Genomic DNA, 19,535 nt, shown 5'->3' on the forward strand with positions numbered 1-19,535 from the left:
AAATCACCGCGGCAGGAGCGCAAACCTGTCGTAAACGGCCGATACAGTGGGCTGCATGTCTGAGACCCCACTTGTTTTCATGGTCGTCACACTGGCTTTCCTGGCGGTGTTCATCGTGGTCGACCTGTTCGTCATCGGACGCAGGCCTCACGTCCCCTCCACCAAGGAGTGCGCCCGGCACATCGCTTTCTTCGTAGGTGCTGCCCTGGTCTTCGGCGGCCTGCTTTGGCTGGTCGCCGGCCCGAAGCCGGCCATCGAGTTCTACTCGGGCTGGCTGACGGAGTACTCCCTGTCCATCGACAACCTCTTCGTGTTCGTGATCATCATGGGGGAGTTCGCGGTCCCCAGGCTCCTGCAAAAGTATGTGCTCAGTGTGGGCATCGCCATCGCCCTGGTCCTGCGCGGTGTGTTCATCCTGGTTGGAGTCAGCCTGATAGACCGGTTCACTTGGATCTTCTTCATCTTCGGTGCCTTTCTGCTCTACACGGCCTGGAAGGTGGCCCGCGGGCAGGACGAGGAGGAGTACAAGGAGAACCGCCTGGTGGCCAGCCTGAGACATGTCATGCGCATCAGCGACGAGTACGACGGGGAGCGCCTGCGGGTCAGCAAGGACGGTGTCTCCTATTTCACGCCGATGCTGATTGTCTTCCTGGCCATAGGCACCACCGATGTGATGTTCGCCTTCGACTCGATCCCGGCCATTTTCGGCCTGACGCGCGACCCCTTCATCGTCTTCACTTCCAATGTGTTCGCCCTCCTGGGTCTCCAGCAGCTCTACTTCCTTCTGGGTGCCATGCTCGATAAGCTTGCTTACTTGCCGGTCGGGCTTTCGATTGTGCTGGCTTTCATAGGCGTCAAGCTGATTCTGGAAGCCCTGCATGGCAACTCGCTGCCGTTCATCAACGGCGGCGAACCGATTGCAGCGGTGCCTGAAATACCCACATGGCTCTCCCTGGCGGTCATCGTGGTGGCCATCGGTGGTGCCGCCGTGGCCTCTCTGGTCAAAGCCCGCAGGCAGGGGCTCAAACTCTCCAGACGCGATCCCGGGGAGGACTGAGGAGGAGATTCCTTGCCGTGCAATGACTGTTAGCGCTAACAGGAATTTTCCCCGTCCGTCGGCTGAGCCGAGTAGACTGGCCATGTGAGCGCCCCGGGACATACCTGGAGGCAAGAACAAGCACCAAGGAAAAGGTAGGCAGGCAGCACATGCGCAAAGCCAAGATCGTAGACACCATCGGACCGGCCTCGGAGTCCCTGGAGGAGATCACGAAGCTGGTCGAGTCCGGCATGGACGTGGCCCGGCTCAACCGCTCCCACGGTACCCCCGAGGATCATCTGAAGGTCTACAACAATCTGCGCCAGGCCGGTAAGACGACCGGCCGCAACGTGGCGGCCCTGGTCGACCTGCAAGGGCCGAAGATTCGGTGTGGCTGGTTCAAGAAGAACGCCGAGGGCGAGGACAAGGTCCAGCTCAAGGAGGGCCAGGAGTTCGTCATCACCACTGATGACATCGAAGGCGACGAGCACATCACCTCCACCACCTTCAAGGGTCTGCCCGGCGACTGCCACAAGGGCGATCCGATTCTGATCGATGACGGCAAGGTCCGCCTGGAGGTCACCGAGGTCGAAGGCAACAACGTCCACACCAAGGTCATCGTGGCCGGTCCCGTCTCCTCGCACAAGGGCATCAACCTGCCCGGCGTGGCCGTGAGCCTGCCCGCTTTGACCGAGAAGGACGAGGCAGACCTGCGCTGGGGCATCCAGACCGGTGCCGACATCATCGCCATGTCCTTCGTCCGCTTCGCCACCGATATCGACCGCGCCCATGAGATCATGGACGAGGAGGGCCGCCGCATCCCGATCGTGGCAAAGATCGAGAAGCCCCAGGCCGTTGAGAATCTGGAGGAAATCGTCAAGGCCTTCGATGGCATCATGGTCGCACGCGGTGACATGGCCGTCGAGATGCCGTTCGAAGAGGTTCCGCTGGTCACGAAGCGGTGCATCGAGTTGGCGCGTCAGTACGCCAAGCCGGTGATTGTGGCCACTGAGGTCCTGGGTTCAATGGTCCATTCTCCGATTCCCACCCGCGCGGAGGCCTCTGACTGCGCCAACGCCGTCCTGGACGGCGCCGACGCGACCATGACTTCGAATGAGACCGCTGTCGGCGACTACCCAGATGTGACCGTCTCCACGATGGCCCGCATCTCAGGCTACGCCACCGCCCATGGTTTCGATCGCATTCCGGTCATGAAGGACCTGGATATGTCCAACTCCGGTGCGGTCTCCTCCGCCGCCGTGGATCTGGCTGACAAGCTCAATGCCAAGGCTATCGTGGCCTTCACCCAGTCCGGTGATACCGTCCACCGTGTCTCCCGCGAGCGTCCGGCAGCTCCGATTTACGCATTGACCAACAGCGAGCACACCTTCCATTGGCTGGCTCTGTCCTGGGGCACTGAGGCCTTCCTGTGCGAGCAGGATTACCATGGGCTGACGCGCGAGGCCCTGATGGCCTACCTCGACAGGATCCTCAAGGGTGCCGGCAAGCTCTCCGACGGCGATAAGGTCGTCGTACTGTCCTGCGGTCAGGGTGAGCATGAGCCCGGTTCCACAGATTCCATCTACGTCCACACCGTCGGCAAGGCCGAATGAGCGGAAGCTGACAGCACCCGCTGACCAGCTGGCAAGGGCCCTTCAACCTCTCCAGGGAGGTTGAAGGGCCCTTGCCCATCCATATCGTGCACAACCGCCTCAGCCCAGGTCGGTCAGTCCGATCCTCATCCTGAGTATGGCGATGACGGTCTTCGCGTCCAGAATCGTGCCTGCGATGACCATCCGGTAGGCTTCGTCCACACTGAACAGGCGCACATCCTGATGGGGCGTCTCCGGGCCCAGACTTCCGCGCTTCACGGGCGTCAGGCTCTGGGCATAGAAGAGGGAGGTGTAGTGGCTGGAGAAGGACGGGGTGTTGATGAAACGGGCGAACTGGCGGAAGGACTTGGCTTCGTAACCGGCCTCCACCCGTAGCTTGCGGGCCGCTACATCCACCGGTCTTTCCTTGTCGCTGACGGGGTGGCCGGCCGGTAATTCCAGGGTCCATCGGTGGGTGGGGAGGCGGTATTGCTCCACCAGCGGAATCCTGTCGTCCTCTGTCATCGCCAGGACCGCTATGGTGTCACCGTTCTTCTCGTGGACGATCGAACGCTTGAACCGCTCCGCGTCGACGGAGACATAGCTGACTTCGTCCACACCGAAATAGTGGCTGTCCATGGTCTCATGACGGTCCACCTCCTGTACGGGGGAAGGCCGCCAGGGATCGAAGCGCCGGTAAGATTGCGTGCTCATAGTGCCCTCCTTAGCCAGATTGGTGGCATCCTTGCCTGCGCTCTCATTCTAGGCCACGCATGTCGTCGGGGCCAAGCAACGCGGGGGTGTGCGTCGTCTCGGACGTGTGCTAGATTCTACCAAGGATGCCATTGGCCCCCGTATCCCAATTGGTAGAGGAAACGGCCTCAAAATCCGTGCAGTGTGAGTTCGAGTCTCACCGGGGGCACGACGCACGCGAGTTCCCGTCCGGCACTTCAGCTGGCAGGCCACATGGCGGGAAGATACAGAAACGAGGTTACATTGGCTTCTGAGAGTAAGACCTATGACGATGAATCCGCCGGACGCACGGTCGTGGTGGCGGAGGATGAGGCCCTGATCAGACTCGACACTGTCGAGGCTCTTGAGGATGCCGGCTATGAGGTGGTCGGGCAGGCCGCCAGCGGTCAGGAGGCCGTCGATCTGACACGTGAGCTCAAGCCCGACGTGGTGGTCATGGATGTGAAGATGCCAGGTAAGGACGGTATCGAGGCAGCCACCGAGATAGGCCAGGAGAATCTGGCGCCGGTGGTCATGCTGACAGCCTTCTCCCAGCAGAGTCTGGTCGAGAAAGCGGCGGATGCGGGCGCCATGGCATACGTGGTCAAGCCGTTCGCTCCAGAAAAGCTTCTGCCGGCAATAGAGGTGGCCATCTCTCGCTATGACCAGATCAACGCCCTCAAGGACGAAGTCTCCGACATGAAGGCCAGGTTCGAGGCCCGAAAGCGGGTTGACCGCGCAAAGGGGCTGCTGATGGAGAACATGGGGCTGACCGAGTCCGAGGCCTTCCGTTGGATTCAGAAGACCTCGATGGACAGGCGGCTGACCATGCAAGAGGTGGCCGACGCCGTCATCGCGCAGATGCAGGGCGACGACTAGGGCGGTTACACGAATGGGGCGGCGAGCATGAGCGAAGCGGACAAACAGAAGAACGGCAAGGGCCCCCTGCTGGTGGTGGACGGTCACTCGCTGGCTTTCAGGGCCTATTATGCCCTCCCGGTCGAGTCGTTCACGACTTCGAAAGGCGAGGCCACCAACGCGGTCTGGGGCTTCGCGATAATGCTTTCGGAAGTGATCGCCGCCGAGCAGCCCACGCGGATGGCTGTGGCGTTCGATATGGCTGGCGGGACCTTCCGCAATGAGATGCTTTCCGGTTATAAGGGCACACGCCAGGCCGCCCCCGAGGAGTTGATCGACCAGCTGCCCAAACTGCAGCACTTCCTGGAGACACTTGGGGTCACTTATATCGAGAAGCAGGGTTATGAGGGTGACGACATCATCGGGACCCTGGCCACGATGGGTGAGGAAGCAGGATACCGGACACTGGTGCTTTCTGGCGACCGGGATGCCTTCCAGCTGGCGGATGAGTCGGTCACGGTCCTGTTCCCCGGCTACCACTTCCGCCAGCTCAAGCGGATGACCCCGGAAGCGATCGAGGAAAAATACCACGTCGGCCCTCGTCTGTATCCCGACCTGGCGGCTCTGAGAGGCGAGCAGTCCGACAACATCCCGGGTGTCCCAGGGGTGGGGGATGCGTACGCCGCGCGCTGGCTCAATGAGTACGGCAGCCTGGAGGGTGTCCTGGCAAGTGCCGATGCCATCAAGGGCAAGAAGGGCCAGGCCTTGCGAGATAGCATCGAACAGGTCAGGCTGAACCGCCGGGTCAACGCGTTGGTGCGTGATCTGGACCTGGGTGTACAGGTCGAGGACCTGACTTTCGGCAAGATTCACACCGATGAGGTCAATGCGCTCTTCAATCAGTTGGAATTCGGTTCCCACACCCGCAACAAGATCCTCAAGGGATTCAACTGCGTGGAGGGTTATGATGATTCGACCGGAACCGGCCAAGATGCCGGTGCCAGTGAGGAGATGGAGTTCGAGCTGCCCTCGTTGGATCCGGTCAAGGATGCCGAGGCGTTCACCGCCTGGTGTGAGAGCCACCTGCCCACCGTGGAGGATTCACGAACGATGGCCGAGGCCATGCCGGATTCCGGTCCGGTCATCACGGCGGCTGGCGATGGCGTGAAAGCCGCTCAAGAGCAGGCTGTGGCTTGCCCCGATCTGGCCGAGAACTCCTGGTATCTCTACGCCGAGGGGGACGACAAGCCCGGTGCCGCGAAGATGGAGCGGCTGGTCATACTGGCTCCTGATTCCCACGCAGTTATGCTGGACGCCCAGGCAGTGGCCGACGACATGCTCCAGGCGGTACAGCAAGCGATAACTGCGCGTATAGCAACCTGCACCGTCCACGGGTACAAGGAGCATGTCCATCTGCTGGGCGCGATTGGCCTGCAGCTGGCTATGCCGTTGTTCGACACCAAGCTGGCCGGTTACCTGGTCGAGCCGGACTTCCATGCCTCCAACCTGGACAAGGCCTTCACCCACTTCCTTAAGATCTCCCTGGACGAGAAGCCCGAAGTGGAGCAGGGGGCCCTCGATTTCGGCGGCGATGGCAAGGACGAACCGCACACCCTGACGAAAGAGGAGACCATCCTGCGAAGGGTGGAATCCGTCAGACTCCTGGCTGCTCATCTGGAATCGTTGATCGAGGAACGCAAACAGTTCAACCTCCTGCGAGTCATCGAAATGCCGACCTCGACGGTCCTGTCCGGCATGGAGGATCAGGGAGCCAAGGTTGACCTGGAACGCCTGCGCACCATGGGGGACCAGTTCGAGGCCGAGGCGCAGCAGGCCGAAGCCATTGCCTGGGACAGAGCGGGGGCAAAGGTCAATCTGCAAAGCCCCAAGCAGCTGCAGAAGATCCTCTTCGAGGACATGGGGCTCAAACCGGTCCAGCGTACCAAGCGCGGGTCCTACTCGACCAATGCGGCTTCGCTCCAGCGGCTGTACGTCAGTTCGGTCGGCAATGAACGGGCCAACGACTTCCTCGGGGCCCTCCTCAAGCACCGGGAAACCAACAAACTCAAGCAGATTGTCAACTCATTGATGGAGTCGGTCAATCCAAATGACGGGCGCATCCATACCACCTTCGAGCAGACCGTGGCGGCGACCGGTCGATTAAGCTCGGTCGATCCGAATCTGCAAAACATACCAAACAAGAACGCGGCCGGCCGCGAGATCCGCTCGGCGTTCGTGCCTGGCGAAGGGTTCGAATCCCTGCTCAGCTGCGACTACTCTCAGGTCGAGCTGCGCATCATGGCCGACCTGTCCGGGGACGAGGCGCTGATCGAGGCCTTCAAGTCCGGTACCGACTTCCACAAATACGTAGCCTCTCTGGTATATGGAATCGGTGTGGATGAGGTTTCCTCCGACCAGCGCTCCCACGTCAAGGCCATGAGCTACGGCCTGGCCTACGGGCTGTCCACATACGGACTCGCCCAGCAGCTCGATGTCAGTCCCGCTGAGGCTGATGTCTTGAAATCCCAGTACTTCTCCACGTTCGGCAAGGTGCACGACTACCTGGAATCCCTGGTCGAAGATGCCCGTGTCAAGGGATACACCGAGACGATCTTCGGACGGCGTCGCTACTTCCCTGGACTGAAGTCCAAGCGGCGGCCCACCCGTGATGCAGCAGAACGTGCCGCGCTGAATGCACCTATCCAGGGGTCCGCCGCCGACATTATGAAGATAGCGATGATAAAGGCCCAACACACCATGAGTGAGGCTGGCTGCCGAAGCCGCATCGTACTGCAGATCCATGATGAACTCGTGGTGGAGATCGCCGCGGGTGAGGAGAAACAGGTGGCCGCCTTGGTCAAGGAAGCCATGGAGCATGCGGTCAGGCTGGCCGTGCCTTTGGACGTCTCCACCGGCATAGGCGGGGATTGGCAACAAGCAGCCCACTGACTCGCCGTGCACCGTGCCGGACCAGGTCGGAACAAGTCCGGAAGCTTATCCAGGGTGCTCGGTGCGGGTTGGACTGTCACAGGGAAGGGAGGTCGGCATGGCACAGTCTTCGCTGCAGTCCCGGGCGTCAACCGTGGTTTTGGCGGATGTGGTCAAGGTCCTGGAAGAGCTGTATCCACTCTCGTATGCCGAGGAATGGGACCACCCCGGATTGATTGTAGGTGGTCTGGGGTGGCCGGTCAGCCGTGTCTTCTGCGCGGTGGACCCGACCGTGGAAGTGGTCGAGGAGGCCATCCGAGCCGGGGCGCAACTGTTGATCTGCCATCATCCTCTGTTCTTCCGTCCGGTTCATGAGGTGGGCGGTCGCGGCTTCCGTGGAGCCATCGTCACCCGGCTGATGGAGGCGCATTGTGGCTTGTGGGTGGGGCACACGAACGCCGATGCCGCTGTGCGGGGTGTCGCCCAGGCAGCGGCCGACCTCCTGGGGCTTACCGGGCAGCGGCCTTTGGAACCAATTCAGGTGGATCCGTCGGATTGGCATGCCATGCACGGTGAGAGCGGGTTCGCGGTCGGATTGGGACGGGTAGGCCGGTTGCCTGCGCCCATTCGTTTCGGTGACTTCGTCGAGCGCGTCGCTGGTCTCCTTCCCCGAACCGAGCTTGGTGTCCAGGCAGCAGGTGAACCGGATGCCGGAATAAGCACCGTGGCCATCCTTCCCGGATCAGGCGACTCCATGTTCGAACAGGTCCGTGCCAGCGGCGTGGATGTCTATGTGACCAGCGATCTGCGCCACCATCCAGCCACAGACGCCTATCAGCAGGCCCGCTATGAGGCGGAACTGCGAGCCCGGGCAGGCGGCGACGGGGCAGTGAGACCCATGCTTGTCAACACACCGCACTCGGCCATCGAAAGTCTGTGGTTCGCTTATGCCGGTCAGGACATCCCCAAGGCCATCGAGGAGGAGACCGGGGTGCATGTGGATTTGCGGGTCATCGATCATTCGACGGACCCTTGGACATTCTCCGTCAAATAGGGCCACAAGGAGCCTGGGCCGGCCTGGATCCATGGTGGGCTGGCGGCTAGCTGGCGCGGAGGGATGCGTAAGCTACCTGTGGGGCTGGATGTATGGGAAGCAGGGGGTAGGACATTGACCATGAATCGAAGCGGAGCAACAGGCAATCAGCGTCGGCTCTTCACGGCAGGCACGGATGGGGTGGATATGGACATACCCGTCGATGAGCTGGGCAGTCGCACCCTCTTCAAAGGGCCGATATTCACCATTGAGGACAAACGGATAGCTCTGGCAAGAATCGACGGGGGCCGTACCGTCATCCGCCGGCAGCTGGTGCATCATGCGCCCTGCGTCGTCATGCTGGCCCACGACACGGCCCGGGACCTGTACCTGGTGGAGCGGGAATACCGGGTAGGCGTCGGTGGTTATACCTTCGGTCTGCCGGCTGGATTCATCGATGCCGGGGAGGATCCGAAGGCCGCGGCTTTGCGCGAGCTGCGCGAAGAGACCGGTGTGGTTCCCGGCGGGCCTCAGGCCTATCGGATCGAGCCTGTGGCCGACTGCTATTCCTCCGAGGGGATGAGTGATGAGCTGGTTCACATCATGGTCGTACGGCTGGATTCCTGGACCCAGGTTCAAACCCGCTTCGATCCCGACGAACATGTCCAGTCCGCCTGGCTGGAATGGTCGGCCCTTCGGACGCTGCCCATCACGGCTTCCAATGCTGTGATTGCCGTACAGTCTGAGGCCCTGCATCGCTTGGCGGGGGTCCACTAGTCCGAGCTGGTGCTACAGGCACAGTCATGCTGGGGTGGCGGCCTTGGCGAACACGCCTGTGCGGGCGTACAGCCCGGTCGATAGCGCGATCATGAGCGCCGCGAAGCATCCGATGCCGGTATAGCCCGTATAGCGATCGATAAGGGGGCCGCCTATGATTCCAGCCAGTGTCTGTCCAAGATACATGGCGGCGTTGGAGAGCGAGGAGATGGTGGATCTGGCTTGGCTGACGCTTGATTGCAGGGTGGTCATGAAGAGCGGGAAGATGAATCCGTTGACCAGATAGATGACGGTCAGCAAGGTTTCCGCCATCCAGAACCCCTTGGCGAATGGTGCCATGGCATAGAGTATGACCAGGGCGGTGAGTTCGCTCAGAAATGTGTGTCCCAGGCCGAATGCCGAAACGATGCGGGATCCGAAGAGCGAGCCCAGCAGATTCCCTGCACCGATGGCGATCATTGCCGTTCCCACGCTTGAGAGGTCGAGGCCGAAACTGCCTGTGAACCAGGTGGATATGAATGTGGTGGCGGCGAAGGAGCCGGTTTGGAAGACGAAATAAGCCGACAATCGGGCCAGGGCCTTCTTGTTGGATAGGATCTGGACGTAGGTTCTGATAAATGATGGGCGCCGGGCGTCGGACTGTTTGGTTCGATTGACGGGGAGTACAAGAGCGATGACCGGCATAAGCATCACCGCGGCCGCGGCTATGGCATAGAAGGGGATGCGCCAGGAGACGACGGCGAGGTAGGAGCCGATGGGGATGCCGACCAGCTGGGAGACGGAGAGGCCTGCCGTGGCATAACCCATGACCTTGATGATGCGGATCTTGTCAACGATGACCGGGATGGTGGCCCAGACCTGTGGCGTCACGAACGAGGCGCTCACCCCGGCGAGGAAGCGGAAGGCCAGCATGAGTCGGAAGCTGAAGGCGAAACCGCACAGAGCCGTTGAGCAGGCGAAGAACGCCAAGCCCCAGAGCATGACCTGTTTACGGTCTCGGCCGTCCGAGATGGGGCCGGATATGAAGGCGGCGAGCACATAGCCGATGGCGTAGGCTGAAACCAACCAGCCGGAGATGGAGGTGGGCGTGCCGTACATCGCGCTCAGGGTGGGCAAAAGGGGTGAGATAAGAAAGGTGTCCGTCCCGATAAGGAACATGGTCAGGAAGAAAGTGAGGGAGTAACGGTACACAGGATTCCATTCGATAGTTTTATGAATATCAAACAACGAATTTCAATCTACTGCAACCTTCTCCGTTATAGGTGACGTTCACTGGTAGAGAAGCCGAATGGTTCAGCGTGTGTCCTGGATCGGTCAGTGGCTACTTGTCCAAGGAATCAAGGAAATGTGGCAAGAGGCTGTCGAACGCGTCCTCATTGAGCGAGACGAACCTGTTCTGCCCCTCCTTGCGGGTGCTCGTGAGCCCGGCTTCCCGCAGGATGCGAAAATGGTAGGAGACTGTGGACTTGTTGAGGTCCAGATGCTCGCCGATTTGTCCGCAATTCATCTCGGAGCCATGCTTATGCAGCATTCGCACCATCTGCAGGCGGCTCTCATCGGCGAGCGCCTTGAGTGCGCCCACCAGCCGTGCGTCCCCATCCCGAAATTCAATGGTCATAAACCCATCGTACCGGTGGATGGTCACATTGGTGCCCTGATCACTAGCGCCAGCCTATCCGGCATGGTGTATCTATGCCGAACCCTGTTCGGGCATCCGTATGATGAAATGGGAGTGCTGCTTCGGAGCCAGGGGTAATACGCAGCGCGTAGTCATGGCTTGTCTGCAAGGAAGGACTGAATGGCGCCCTCCACCAGCCCGGGCTCGAAATCATGCAGGCAATAAGGTGTACCGGCTCCGGGCTGCAACAAGAGCCGGACCTGTTCACTGCCTGCCATCCGTTCGCTGGGATCGTCTCCCGGCGCATGATACCGCCGTTTGCTTGTTGCGCAGATCGACGGCACAGGGAACGGCAATACGACCATTGCCAGGATGACGACCAGGATTACGGTGGTGTTCAGGTGGGCCATAACAGACTGCTCGGGTGAATGCTTTCCCTAAGCCTGTAACTGTATGTACGGGCTATTCTACCAATGGTGCTTGGAGCACCGCCGATGCCGGTAAGCATCGAAATATGCTAAGCGCCCCACGGGTTCTGGTCGATGGGGCGCTTCGCATGGAACTCAGCCGGCGGAAGATGAACCGCAAGACTGGGTGGGGTCAGTCAACGAGATTGGGGTTGACCTTGTTGATACGGGCCTTCGTGGCGGAGGACAGTGCGGGCTTCTCGGCGCGGGCCATGGCCTGCTCGAAGTCTCGTGTGCCCATAAAGACTTCGGAGGTCCATGGGTTGACGTGGTGCTGCCTGGCGCGGTAGAGGATGTAGGCCAGGGCGAGCACATTCGCAGCCAGGGAGATGATGGAGACGATCAGGTTGACATTGGGGTTGTTGACCGACTGGACGGCGAATTTGGAGTGGTTGGAGTCCAGGAAGAGCGGAAAGACCTGGGCGAACATGCACCAGAGGGCCAGGGTGTTGGCGCGGTTCTGGATCCAGCCGCCCTTGTTCCACAGGAAGTTGGCGAAGGTCGGTGCCAGAAGCAGGGCCAGGCCGCAGTACCAGGAGTGGGTGGGCAGGCAGTTGTAGGTGTAGGTGAAGTTCCAGATGTCATAGGCCACGATGAAGACCCAGGTCATGTCAGGCCAGAGCATGTCCTGGCGGTTCTTGGAGGCGTAGATGCCGAACCAGCCGGTCATGCAGAAGATGTTGATCAGGCCGGCGATGCCGTTGAAGACGTTGAACCAGCCGCCCATCAGGGTCACGCCCTCGCTGGAGACGAAGGTGCCGCCCCAGCCGCGGAAGGCGGACTCGAAGTCGGATGCCACGGCGATGAGGATGTTGATGGCCACGATGATGAAGGGGAAGCACTTGAACCAGTTGACCTTGCCCAGCTTGCCCCAGCCATACTTGAGGATCATGAAGCCGATGCAGCCGGCGGTGGCTGCGTAGAGCTTGGCGTAGTGGAACCAGCCGTTCATCTCCGTGTAGGTAGGGTTGTTCAGGGCCCAGCCAGCGCCCGCTGCGGCACCGGCGTAGATGGCGATGAAGTATGCGGTCAGGGCCACGGGAATGGCCACAAAGCAGACGAGACCGCCGGCCTTGGACCGTCGAGCGATCTCGTTCGCGGCTATCAGGCAGCCGAAGACGAGAATCCAGCCCAGCCATTGGTATAAGGCGTTGGGTCCGTAGACTTGGAATAACATGGCACTCACTTTCCTTGCTTCTCTTTCGGGTGTTCTTTTTGCGTCCCTTCCTCTGGAACTGGCCGGTCGGAAGGTGGCGCGAAAGGTTGTACGTATGCCTCCAGATGCAAGGTCTGGACGAAAATATCCTTGATGGTGCGGTCGTCGGTACCGGGATTCTCTCGCAGAAGTGCTATGGCCCCGGCTATGAGCGTCATCAGGGATTCCTTGATATGACTGATGCCTGGCCTGCCATGTATTCGTTCGAAATCCTTGACGGTGGTCCCGCTGATATAGTCGGCCACGCGTTCGGACAAGCGATCGACGAATTGGATGTACAGGCCGCCGTTGCCGGCCTGTACCAGTTTTCTGCTGAAGGGGCCTTCGTCGTTGATGATGACCCGCATCAGCGCGATGAGGTCATCGAGGGATTTGTCGACATTGCCGGGTATTCGGGACTCGTTCCAGGATCTGAGCTCGCCGATGATTGTGTCGGAGATGTCGTCCAGGACCGCCGCGGACACGTCATCCTTGCTGCGGAAGTAGTGGTAGAAGAGGGAGCGGGTCATGCCTGCCCTGCTGGCTATGTCGCTCACCGTGATGTGAGTGAAACCCTTCTCCAGGCTCAACTCGTGGGCGGCACGCACAATCTGTTCGCGTCTGTCCCTGACGTGCGGCCTGCGGGCTTCAGTGCTCCGGGACTGGACGTCGTTGCCCAAGGTAGCGATTCGCGTCATCCTGCTCTTCTTGCCGCTTGTGTCAGTACCTTCGCCGCCCTGGCCGCTGTCGGGGAAGTAAACATATTGACAAGTCGTCAACTTTCTTAGCCATAGTATAGGTACGGTTTTGACAGTATGTCAATTCGCTCCCCACCGCCAGCAGCGAGCCCGGTGCAGTGCGTGCTAGCGGTGCCATGAAGGTACTGCCATCGGGAGTTGCGGATGAAAGGGCCAGATGAATACGGTGGAGCGCCTGGGCAGAAGCGGTGGCCGGACAGATAGAAGTCGCGCAGGGCTCCGGACGGCTTCAGGTTCGGTTTCCAGCAGCACTGTCTGCATGACCGCCATGGTCAGCGTCGACCGATGGAGTATCGTGATCCTCCTGGGTCGGGTCTTTACCCACCGGAGAGGAAACACCCTAGGGGGGTGTGGATGCGCATGACAGGTATGGCCGACGGCTGCCGCTTCGAGTCATATGAAGTGAAGCGCTGGTCGGGCTGGCGGGATTTGAACCCACGACATCCTGCACCCAAAGCAGGCGCGCTACCAAGCTGCGCTACAGCCCGAGGCCCGAAACAATCAGGCACAGTCCAATAGTATAGCGCGGGGTTGGGAGTGGCCGCCGCCTGCTCGCGTGTGGGGTCGGGTCGGCCGGATGGCCGGGGGATAGACTGGTACGGTTAGTATCGCAGCGGGTACAGGCATGCGAGGCGAGGGGAAGCTGACTGTGTGCACGGGCGTTTCGTCACAATCGGGAAATGAGGACCAGTATGAGCGACGAACCATCGGCTTCCCAGGGGAACGAAGAAAGTAGGCCACAAGCTGGAAGTCCCGCGGAGTTGCAGCAGCGGGAGGTCGCGGGGACAACAGGGCGTGAAGAAGTGGAGGCCGGTCAGGGGATGGGGGGTCCGGCGGTACAGACCAATCCTGTGGTACCGGCCGGTCCAGGTATGGTCTACACTCCTGTACAGCCTGCGGCGACGGCATCCGATTATCTGGTGGCCGCCCAACCCGGGGATCCGGACGGCATGGGCAAGACCCAAAGGCGTTCCCTGATCGTGGCAGTGGTCGCCGTGGTTGTGGCCGCCCTGGTCGCCGCCCTCCTGGTATTGCGGCCCTGGGCACCCAGCCCGGCGGATTACCGGATGGCCGCCGACTCCGCCGTGGACATGCATAATCAGAGCAACAAGATATCCGAGCAGCTGGTCTCGGCCTACGATGACGCAGGCCACGGGGGCTTCAGCGCGCACGATGCCGGCGAACTCAAGCGGTCCATCGACAAGTTCGACCGAATGAACAAGGACTTCGCCAGTCAGAAGGCCCTGAAGGACAAGGATGTGGCTGCCAGATACCAGGCATACATGGTCAAGTCCAGGAGCTACGGGAATTTCAGCAGGTACCTGGCGGACTCCGCACCCATCTACTCCAGAGCCTCCCAGTCATGCAAGAAGGTGCCCGACTTCGGCGATGTGTCGGACACCAAGGCCTATATGGGGAAGGTAAACGACTACGTATCCACCTGCAAGACCGATCTGGACCAGCTGGCCAAGGCACCGGATAAGGTCCTGGCCGACTACGCCGGGCAGGCATCCACGGTCCTGGGCAAAATGCAGGACCTCCTCAAACAGGTCAGTGACCTGGTCGACCACCTGAGCGCCGACAACCTGGACCAGAGCATGGACAAGATGAATGACCTGGAGGACCAGGAGAAAGCTCTGGAGGGGGAGACACCGAAGAGCACCGACATCAGCATGAAGTTGCTCGCCGAAGAACGCAAGGCGAACCCCGATCCGGCCTACCTCAGCCTCCACCAGGCTCTGGAGGACAAGGCCAAGCGCTGATACAGCCGGTCCGACGTATGCAGGCGGTCACCCGTAGGGATTGGTATGCGGTTCGCCCTTGGGGTCCTTTGTCCACTTGTCCATCCGGCCGATGTCGGCGCTGCCGGATCATCGGCTTCCGACTGGGCCGGTAGGCGCTTCGCCGTGCCAGCCGGCCTATCATGGAGCATATGAGTATGAGCGCAGATCAGCAGGCATGGCAGGCACCGACGGCCCCTGGGGCCCTGAATGCCCGTGTGAAGGTGCCCGGCAGCAAATCCTTATCCAACCGCTACCTGGTCCTGGCGGCTCTGGGGCAGCGGCAGGTGTGCCTGGAAGGCCTCCTGCGCTCGCGGGACACGGACCTCATGATCGGTGCTCTGACCACCCTAGGCGCACTCTGCCATGTCGACGGCGACGACCCCAGCCGGGTGGAGGTGACGCCCCCCGCGTCGGGGCTCTTCACTGCAGGGGGGTGCGTCGACTGCGGTCTGGCCGGCACTGTCATGCGTTTTGCACCCGCCCTGGCCATGCTGGGAGACGGTCCTACTCGGTTCATCGGAGACCGGCAGGCCGAGGCCCGGCCCATGCGGCCGCTCCTTGATGGACTGGCACAGCTGGGGGCGGTAATCGAATACCAGGGGGAGGAGGGCCATCTGCCCTTCACCCTGTACCCGCCACAGGGCTGCAAGGGAGGACGGGTCGACATCGATTCGTCGGGATCCTCCCAGTTCATCTCCGGGCTTCTTCTCCTGGGATCCAGGCTTCCGCAGGGTCTCATCGTCCATCACGAAGGCGGGCCGGTGCCCAGTCTGCCTCATATACGGATGACAGTCAGCGACCTGCGCCAGGCGGGAATCCGGGTGGAGGCTGATGAGAAGGATGGCTGCTGGAGGGTGCAGGCAGCTGAAGGACGGCCATACCCACAGCTTCCCGAACGTGTGCAGGTGGAACCTGACCTGTCCAATGCGGCACCCTTCCTCGGAGCGGCCATGGTCGCCGGCGGATCGGTCAGTGTAGTGGGCTGGCCGGCCAGCAGCACGCAGCCGGGTGCCCTCCTGCCGGGCATATTGAGCGACATGGGGGCACAGGTGGATTGCACGGATGGCGTCGGTGGTAACAAGGCCTGCACAGTCTGTGGTTCCGGAAAGGTCAGCGGCCTGGGTGATTATGACCTGTCGGCGGCCGGCGAGTTGGCTCCGACCTTGGCCGCCCTCCTGGTCTTCGCGGATGGACCCACCCGCCTGCACGGCATTGGGCATCTGCGCGGACATGAGACCAACCGCCTGGCGGCCCTGACCGCAGAGATCAACCGTGTGGGCGGCCGTGCCCGGGAGTTGGAGGATGGGTTGGAAATCAATCCCGTAGGGCGCGACGCCATGCACCCTGCGGTCCTTGAGAGCTATGGCGACCATCGGATGGCCACCTTCGGCGCCCTGTTGGGCCTGGGCATACTAGGTGTCAGGGTGCGTAACATTGCCACCACCGCAAAGACAATGCCGGACTTCGTGGGGATGTGGGCTGGGATGCTCGAAGACGGCAGGGGTTGACCCGGTCCGAAGAGACGTTGTGGCAGCCGCCGCGGATTCCTGCCGGGATAGGCAAAGCCCCCGACGGTTTCCCCGTCGGGGGCTTTGCCTGCGGCCCGCTCAGATCACTTGCCGAATGTGTTGCCGTAGGAGTCGCCGCCGCGGGCGATGGCCTCGGATTGCCGGGCGATCGAGAGCTCCTCGTTGGTGGGAATCACGCAGACGGTCACGCTGCTGTCGGGGGTGGAGATGACCCTGGGCTCCTTGGACCGCTTCTCGTTCTTGGCCTGATCGATCCTGACGCCGAAGGGTGCCAGCTGGTCGATGACCCTTCCACGCACGATTTCGTCGTTCTCACCGACGCCAGCGGTGAAGGTAAGCACATCCAAACCGCCCATCTGGGCCGTGTAATTGCCGATGTAGCCTACGATCCGGTGGACATAGACATCCAGGGCCAGCTTGGCGTCCTCATTGCCTTCGGCCACCAGCCGGTGGACCTCGCGCATGTCACCGAAGCCCGTCATGCCGGTCATGCCGGACTGCTTGTTGAATAGGGTGTCCAGCTGGTCCACGTCCATGTGGGCGTTGCGGATCAGGTGGAAGACCACGGCCGGGTCAATGTCGCCGGTGCGCCCGCCCATGACCAGGCCCTCAAGGGGGGTTAGGCCCATGGAGGTCTCGACCGGCTTGCCGGATACCTGGGCCGAGGCCGAGGCGCCGTTGCCGATGTGCAGGACTATCTGCTTGCAGCCCTCGGGGTTCTTGCCCGCCACCTTCGGCGCGAGCTGGCCGATGTACTGGTGGCTGGTTCCGTGGGCGCCGTAGCGGCGAATCTTGTATTTGTCGGCCACTTCCTTATTGAGGGCGTAGGTGGAGGCCTTGGCCGGCAGATCGGTGAAGAAGGAGGAGTCGAAGACAAAGACCTGGGGGGTGTCGGGAAGCAGCTGGCGCATGACCTGTGCGCCCTCGGCCTCGGGACCGTTGTGCAGGGGCGCCAGGACAGCCAGATCCTTGACCTGAGCCAGTGTCTTGTCGGTCACGAGGGCCGGCTTGGGGAAGATGGAACCGCCCTGGACCACGCGGTGGCCCACGGCGACGATGCCTGATTCGTTCAGGTGCGGGCCGTACTCCTCGAAGAAGCCCAGGACCCGCTTGAGGCCGGCCTCATGGTTGGGGATAGGTTCTTCAAGCTCGTGCTTGGCGCCTTGGTACTCGTGCTTGTAGTGGCCGTCGATGGGCTCGCCGATCTTTTCCACCAGACCCGAGGCCAGGCCCTCGCCGGTCTCCAGGTCAACCAGCTGGTACTTGATCGAGCTGGAGCCCGAATTGATGACTAGGACGGTTCTCGCCATTGTGGCATCCTCCTGATGCAATACGTTGGGGCCGTAAGGGCCCGTACTACCGATAATGAGATTACGCTGTGGGGCTTACAACGCCCGTGATACGAGGGCTCCGCCGGCAGGGTCATGGGCAAGGTCCGCTCCGGCTGAGCCCCGTCAGTGACGTTCAGTCGGCCTGGGCCTCGACTGCGGTCAGAGCTACTGTGTTGATGATGTCCTGGACCAGGGCGCCGCGCGACAGGTCGTTGACCGGCTTGTTGAGGCCCTGGAGGACCGGTCCGATGGCAAGGGCACCCGAGGAGCGCTGGACGGCCTTGTAGCCGATATTGCCGGCGGAGAGTGAGGGGAAGACGAACACGTTGACGTGTCCGGCAACGGCATTGCCCTTGGCCTTTGCGGCAGCGACCGTCGGCGACCAGGCTGCATCGAATTGGATGGAACCGACGATGGGCAGGTCGGGAGCTTTCTCCTGGGCCAGCCTGGTGGCTTCTTCGACCAGGTCGACATCGGGACCCTTGCCTGAGCCCAGTGTGGAGTATGAGAGCATGCCTACGCGGGGTTCGATGCCGAAGGAACGTGCTGTCTGCGCGGACTGGATGGCGATGTCCGCCAGCTGTTCTGCCGAGGGGTTCAGGTTGATGGCGCAGTCGGCGAAGACGGACACATGGTCCTTGAAACACATGAGGAAGGCGCCGGAGACCAGGGATGCGCCGGGTTTGGTCTTGATGACCTGGAGCGCCGGACGCACAGTGTTGGCCGTGGAGTTGATCGAGCCGGAGACCAGTCCGTCGGCAAGGCCTTGGACGACCAGCATGGTGCCGAAGTAGGAGGGGTCAGCCAGCTGCTTGCGGGCCTGTTCCTCGGTCATGCCTTTCTTGGCGCGCAGTTCGCAGAGCTTGGATACCATGGGGGCCAGGACGGCCTCGTCGTCCATGGCCTGGAAGGAGGCCTGGCCCAGGTGCTTCAGGCCGAGCTCTTCGCCCCGCTTGAGGATGGCGGTCCTGTCGCCCACGATGACCAGGTTGACGATGTCGCGTTCCAAGAGGTAGTCGGCCGCCTTGATGATGCGGTCCTCCTCGCCTTCGGGCAGGACGATGGTCTTGCGGTCGGCCTTGGCCCGTGCCAGCAGGTCGTTCTGGAAGGCGATGGGGGTGGTCACGTCCGGGGCTGCGACATGGGCAGCCTTGACGACTTCGTCGGCTGGCGCGCAGGACTGGAAGACCTGGGCGGCGTGGCTGTGGCTGTCCTCGGCATCGGGGGAGGGATCGAAGTCAACCTTGTCGATCATCCAGGTGGGCTGGTCATACCCGGCGAAACGCTCATTGAGCGCTGGCTTCTGTTCGGGCGTGCAGCCGGTGATGAAGATGCCGGCGACGGTGCTGCCGGCCGCTTCGACGATGTCTCGGCAGGAGGCCACGCTCTGGAAGACCTGCTCGGCCGTGCGCTCGATTGTGCAGACGGCCAGGAAGACCGTGGAACGCAAATCTGCGGCGATGTCGGCGTCCAGGAGGAAGCGGTCGGGGTCGGCTACCGGCGTCTTGTCGGAACCGACAACCAGGACCGTCTCGGGCTTGTGCCGGGCGACCAGTTCGCTGTATGCGGCGACGGCGTCGGCCCTGGCCTGCTCCCGGTCCTTGCGTGCCTTTCCCGGGCAGCTGGCTACGGACAGCTCACGGCCGGCCGGGTCGGAGCAAACCTTGATAAGGGTGTCGGTCAGGGTCTCCTTGCGGCAGGCGATAGGCCTCAGTAGGGCGACCTTTCCGGAGTCCGACAGGGCCTTGGCTACGCCGTAAGCCACGACATTGCGCCCGGTTCCCGCCTCAGGGCTGATGATGCTGATAGTGATAGGACTCACTGAAGTCCCCTCCTGTTCCGTGTTGAACTCATTGGGACCGCCGATCATGACTGCTTCGTTCACGTCGATAACCCT

Annotated in this window: 16 protein-coding genes and 2 tRNA genes; 9 read left to right on the forward strand and 9 right to left on the reverse strand. The window is 61.7% G+C overall.

All coding sequences use genetic code 11. The features are described from left to right. Positions 1-55 precede the first annotated feature (55 nt). Both CRD59_RS01090 and pyk read left to right on the forward strand, forming a co-directional pair. A complete protein-coding gene (locus tag CRD59_RS01090) occupies positions 56-1,057 on the forward strand; it encodes a TerC family protein (RefSeq protein ID WP_113852811.1) in 1,002 nt (333 codons plus the stop codon). A gap of 149 nt (positions 1,058-1,206) precedes the next feature. Next, the gene (gene pyk, locus CRD59_RS01095) at positions 1,207-2,649 is read left to right on the forward strand and encodes a pyruvate kinase (protein WP_113852746.1); all 1,443 of its coding nucleotides are present in this window, start codon (positions 1,207-1,209) and stop codon (positions 2,647-2,649) included. Positions 2,650-2,748: 99 nt separating this feature from the next. On the opposite strand, the gene CRD59_RS01100 is transcribed toward pyk, so the two are convergent. After that, a complete protein-coding gene (locus CRD59_RS01100) occupies positions 2,749-3,342 on the reverse strand; it encodes an NUDIX domain-containing protein (protein WP_113852747.1) in 594 nt (197 codons plus the stop codon). A gap of 134 nt (positions 3,343-3,476) precedes the next feature. Between CRD59_RS01100 and CRD59_RS01105 the strand changes: the two genes are divergently transcribed. The 5 genes from CRD59_RS01105 (at position 3,477) to CRD59_RS01125 (ending at position 8,956) form a co-directional block, all read left to right on the forward strand. Beyond that, positions 3,477-3,550, forward strand: a tRNA-Leu gene (locus CRD59_RS01105). Between the two features lie 44 nt (positions 3,551-3,594). After that, positions 3,595-4,239 carry an ANTAR domain-containing response regulator gene (locus CRD59_RS01110; RefSeq protein ID WP_113852748.1) on the forward strand — a complete coding sequence of 215 codons (645 nt, stop codon included), beginning with the start codon at positions 3,595-3,597 and terminating at the stop codon, positions 4,237-4,239. A 27-nt stretch (positions 4,240-4,266) separates the two neighbouring features. Then, the gene (gene polA / locus CRD59_RS01115) at positions 4,267-7,167 is read left to right on the forward strand and encodes a DNA polymerase I (protein ID WP_113852749.1); all 2,901 of its coding nucleotides are present in this window, start codon (positions 4,267-4,269) and stop codon (positions 7,165-7,167) included. A gap of 97 nt (positions 7,168-7,264) precedes the next feature. After that, the gene (locus CRD59_RS01120) at positions 7,265-8,200 is read left to right on the forward strand and encodes a Nif3-like dinuclear metal center hexameric protein (RefSeq protein ID WP_113852750.1); all 936 of its coding nucleotides are present in this window, start codon (positions 7,265-7,267) and stop codon (positions 8,198-8,200) included. Between the two features lie 120 nt (positions 8,201-8,320). Further along, positions 8,321-8,956 carry an NUDIX hydrolase gene (locus CRD59_RS01125; protein ID WP_113852751.1) on the forward strand — a complete coding sequence of 212 codons (636 nt, stop codon included), beginning with the start codon at positions 8,321-8,323 and terminating at the stop codon, positions 8,954-8,956. Positions 8,957-8,980: 24 nt separating this feature from the next. On the opposite strand, the gene CRD59_RS01130 is transcribed toward CRD59_RS01125, so the two are convergent. The 6 genes from CRD59_RS01130 to CRD59_RS01155 all read right to left on the reverse strand — a co-directional run bounded on the left by CRD59_RS01130 (position 8,981) and on the right by CRD59_RS01155 (position 13,482). Continuing rightward, complete coding sequence (locus CRD59_RS01130) at positions 8,981-10,147, reverse strand: MFS transporter (RefSeq protein WP_201736509.1); 1,167 nt, start codon at positions 10,145-10,147, stop codon at positions 8,981-8,983. A 130-nt stretch (positions 10,148-10,277) separates the two neighbouring features. After that, positions 10,278-10,574, reverse strand: coding sequence for an ArsR/SmtB family transcription factor (locus CRD59_RS01135; protein ID WP_113852752.1), 297 nt, complete (start codon positions 10,572-10,574; stop codon positions 10,278-10,280). 152 nt (positions 10,575-10,726) lie between these two features. After that, positions 10,727-10,984 (reverse strand): hypothetical protein, encoded by a 258-nt coding sequence (locus CRD59_RS01140; RefSeq protein ID WP_113852753.1) that lies wholly within the window; start codon positions 10,982-10,984, stop codon positions 10,727-10,729. 190 nt (positions 10,985-11,174) lie between these two features. After that, the gene (locus CRD59_RS01145) at positions 11,175-12,218 is read right to left on the reverse strand and encodes a DUF5692 family protein (protein ID WP_113852754.1); all 1,044 of its coding nucleotides are present in this window, start codon (positions 12,216-12,218) and stop codon (positions 11,175-11,177) included. A 5-nt stretch (positions 12,219-12,223) separates the two neighbouring features. Continuing rightward, positions 12,224-12,934, reverse strand: coding sequence for a TetR/AcrR family transcriptional regulator (locus CRD59_RS01150; protein WP_113852755.1), 711 nt, complete (start codon positions 12,932-12,934; stop codon positions 12,224-12,226). Positions 12,935-13,405: 471 nt separating this feature from the next. Continuing rightward, positions 13,406-13,482, reverse strand: a tRNA-Pro gene (locus CRD59_RS01155). Between the two features lie 384 nt (positions 13,483-13,866). On the opposite strand from CRD59_RS01155, the gene CRD59_RS01160 reads away from it, so the two are divergent. Further along, a complete protein-coding gene (locus tag CRD59_RS01160) occupies positions 13,867-14,757 on the forward strand; it encodes a hypothetical protein (RefSeq protein ID WP_127920921.1) in 891 nt (296 codons plus the stop codon). A 170-nt stretch (positions 14,758-14,927) separates the two neighbouring features. Then, the gene (gene aroA / locus CRD59_RS01165; RefSeq protein WP_236632647.1) at positions 14,928-16,286 is read left to right on the forward strand and encodes a 3-phosphoshikimate 1-carboxyvinyltransferase; all 1,359 of its coding nucleotides are present in this window, start codon (positions 14,928-14,930) and stop codon (positions 16,284-16,286) included. Positions 16,287-16,390: 104 nt separating this feature from the next. Here aroA and CRD59_RS01170 read toward each other — a convergent pair whose 3' ends face one another. Further along, positions 16,391-17,617: an acetate/propionate family kinase gene (locus CRD59_RS01170; RefSeq protein ID WP_113852758.1), complete on the reverse strand. Its 1,227-nt coding sequence runs from the start codon at positions 17,615-17,617 to the stop codon at positions 16,391-16,393. A 154-nt stretch (positions 17,618-17,771) separates the two neighbouring features. After that, positions 17,772-19,460 (reverse strand): phosphate acetyltransferase, encoded by a 1,689-nt coding sequence (gene pta / locus CRD59_RS01175; RefSeq protein ID WP_201736512.1) that lies wholly within the window; start codon positions 19,458-19,460, stop codon positions 17,772-17,774. Between the last annotated feature and the right edge of the window lie 75 nt (positions 19,461-19,535).

This window comes from Bifidobacterium xylocopae, from assembly GCF_003315615.1.
GTDB lineage: Bacteria > Actinomycetota > Actinomycetes > Actinomycetales > Bifidobacteriaceae > Bombiscardovia > Bombiscardovia xylocopae.

What these genes read in the sequence shown, in the direction of transcription:
- CRD59_RS01090 (WP_113852811.1), top strand. Translation starts at nt 56, where the DNA reads ATGTCTGAGACCCCACTTGTTTTCATGGTCGTCACACTGGCTTTCCTG.
- pyk (WP_113852746.1), top strand. Translation starts at nt 1,207, where the DNA reads ATGCGCAAAGCCAAGATCGTAGACACCATCGGACCGGCCTCGGAGTCC.
- CRD59_RS01100 (WP_113852747.1), bottom strand. Translation starts at nt 3,342, where the DNA reads ATGAGCACGCAATCTTACCGGCGCTTCGATCCCTGGCGGCCTTCCCCC.
- CRD59_RS01110 (WP_113852748.1), top strand. Translation starts at nt 3,595, where the DNA reads ATGGCGGGAAGATACAGAAACGAGGTTACATTGGCTTCTGAGAGTAAG.
- polA (WP_113852749.1), top strand. Translation starts at nt 4,267, where the DNA reads ATGAGCGAAGCGGACAAACAGAAGAACGGCAAGGGCCCCCTGCTGGTG.
- CRD59_RS01120 (WP_113852750.1), top strand. Translation starts at nt 7,265, where the DNA reads ATGGCACAGTCTTCGCTGCAGTCCCGGGCGTCAACCGTGGTTTTGGCG.
- CRD59_RS01125 (WP_113852751.1), top strand. Translation starts at nt 8,321, where the DNA reads ATGAATCGAAGCGGAGCAACAGGCAATCAGCGTCGGCTCTTCACGGCA.
- CRD59_RS01135 (WP_113852752.1), bottom strand. Translation starts at nt 10,574, where the DNA reads ATGACCATTGAATTTCGGGATGGGGACGCACGGCTGGTGGGCGCACTC.
- CRD59_RS01140 (WP_113852753.1), bottom strand. Translation starts at nt 10,984, where the DNA reads ATGGCCCACCTGAACACCACCGTAATCCTGGTCGTCATCCTGGCAATG.
- CRD59_RS01145 (WP_113852754.1), bottom strand. Translation starts at nt 12,218, where the DNA reads ATGTTATTCCAAGTCTACGGACCCAACGCCTTATACCAATGGCTGGGC.
- CRD59_RS01150 (WP_113852755.1), bottom strand. Translation starts at nt 12,934, where the DNA reads ATGACGCGAATCGCTACCTTGGGCAACGACGTCCAGTCCCGGAGCACT.
- CRD59_RS01160 (WP_127920921.1), top strand. Translation starts at nt 13,867, where the DNA reads ATGGTCTACACTCCTGTACAGCCTGCGGCGACGGCATCCGATTATCTG.
- aroA (WP_236632647.1), top strand. Translation starts at nt 14,928, where the DNA reads ATGAGTATGAGCGCAGATCAGCAGGCATGGCAGGCACCGACGGCCCCT.
- CRD59_RS01170 (WP_113852758.1), bottom strand. Translation starts at nt 17,617, where the DNA reads ATGGCGAGAACCGTCCTAGTCATCAATTCGGGCTCCAGCTCGATCAAG.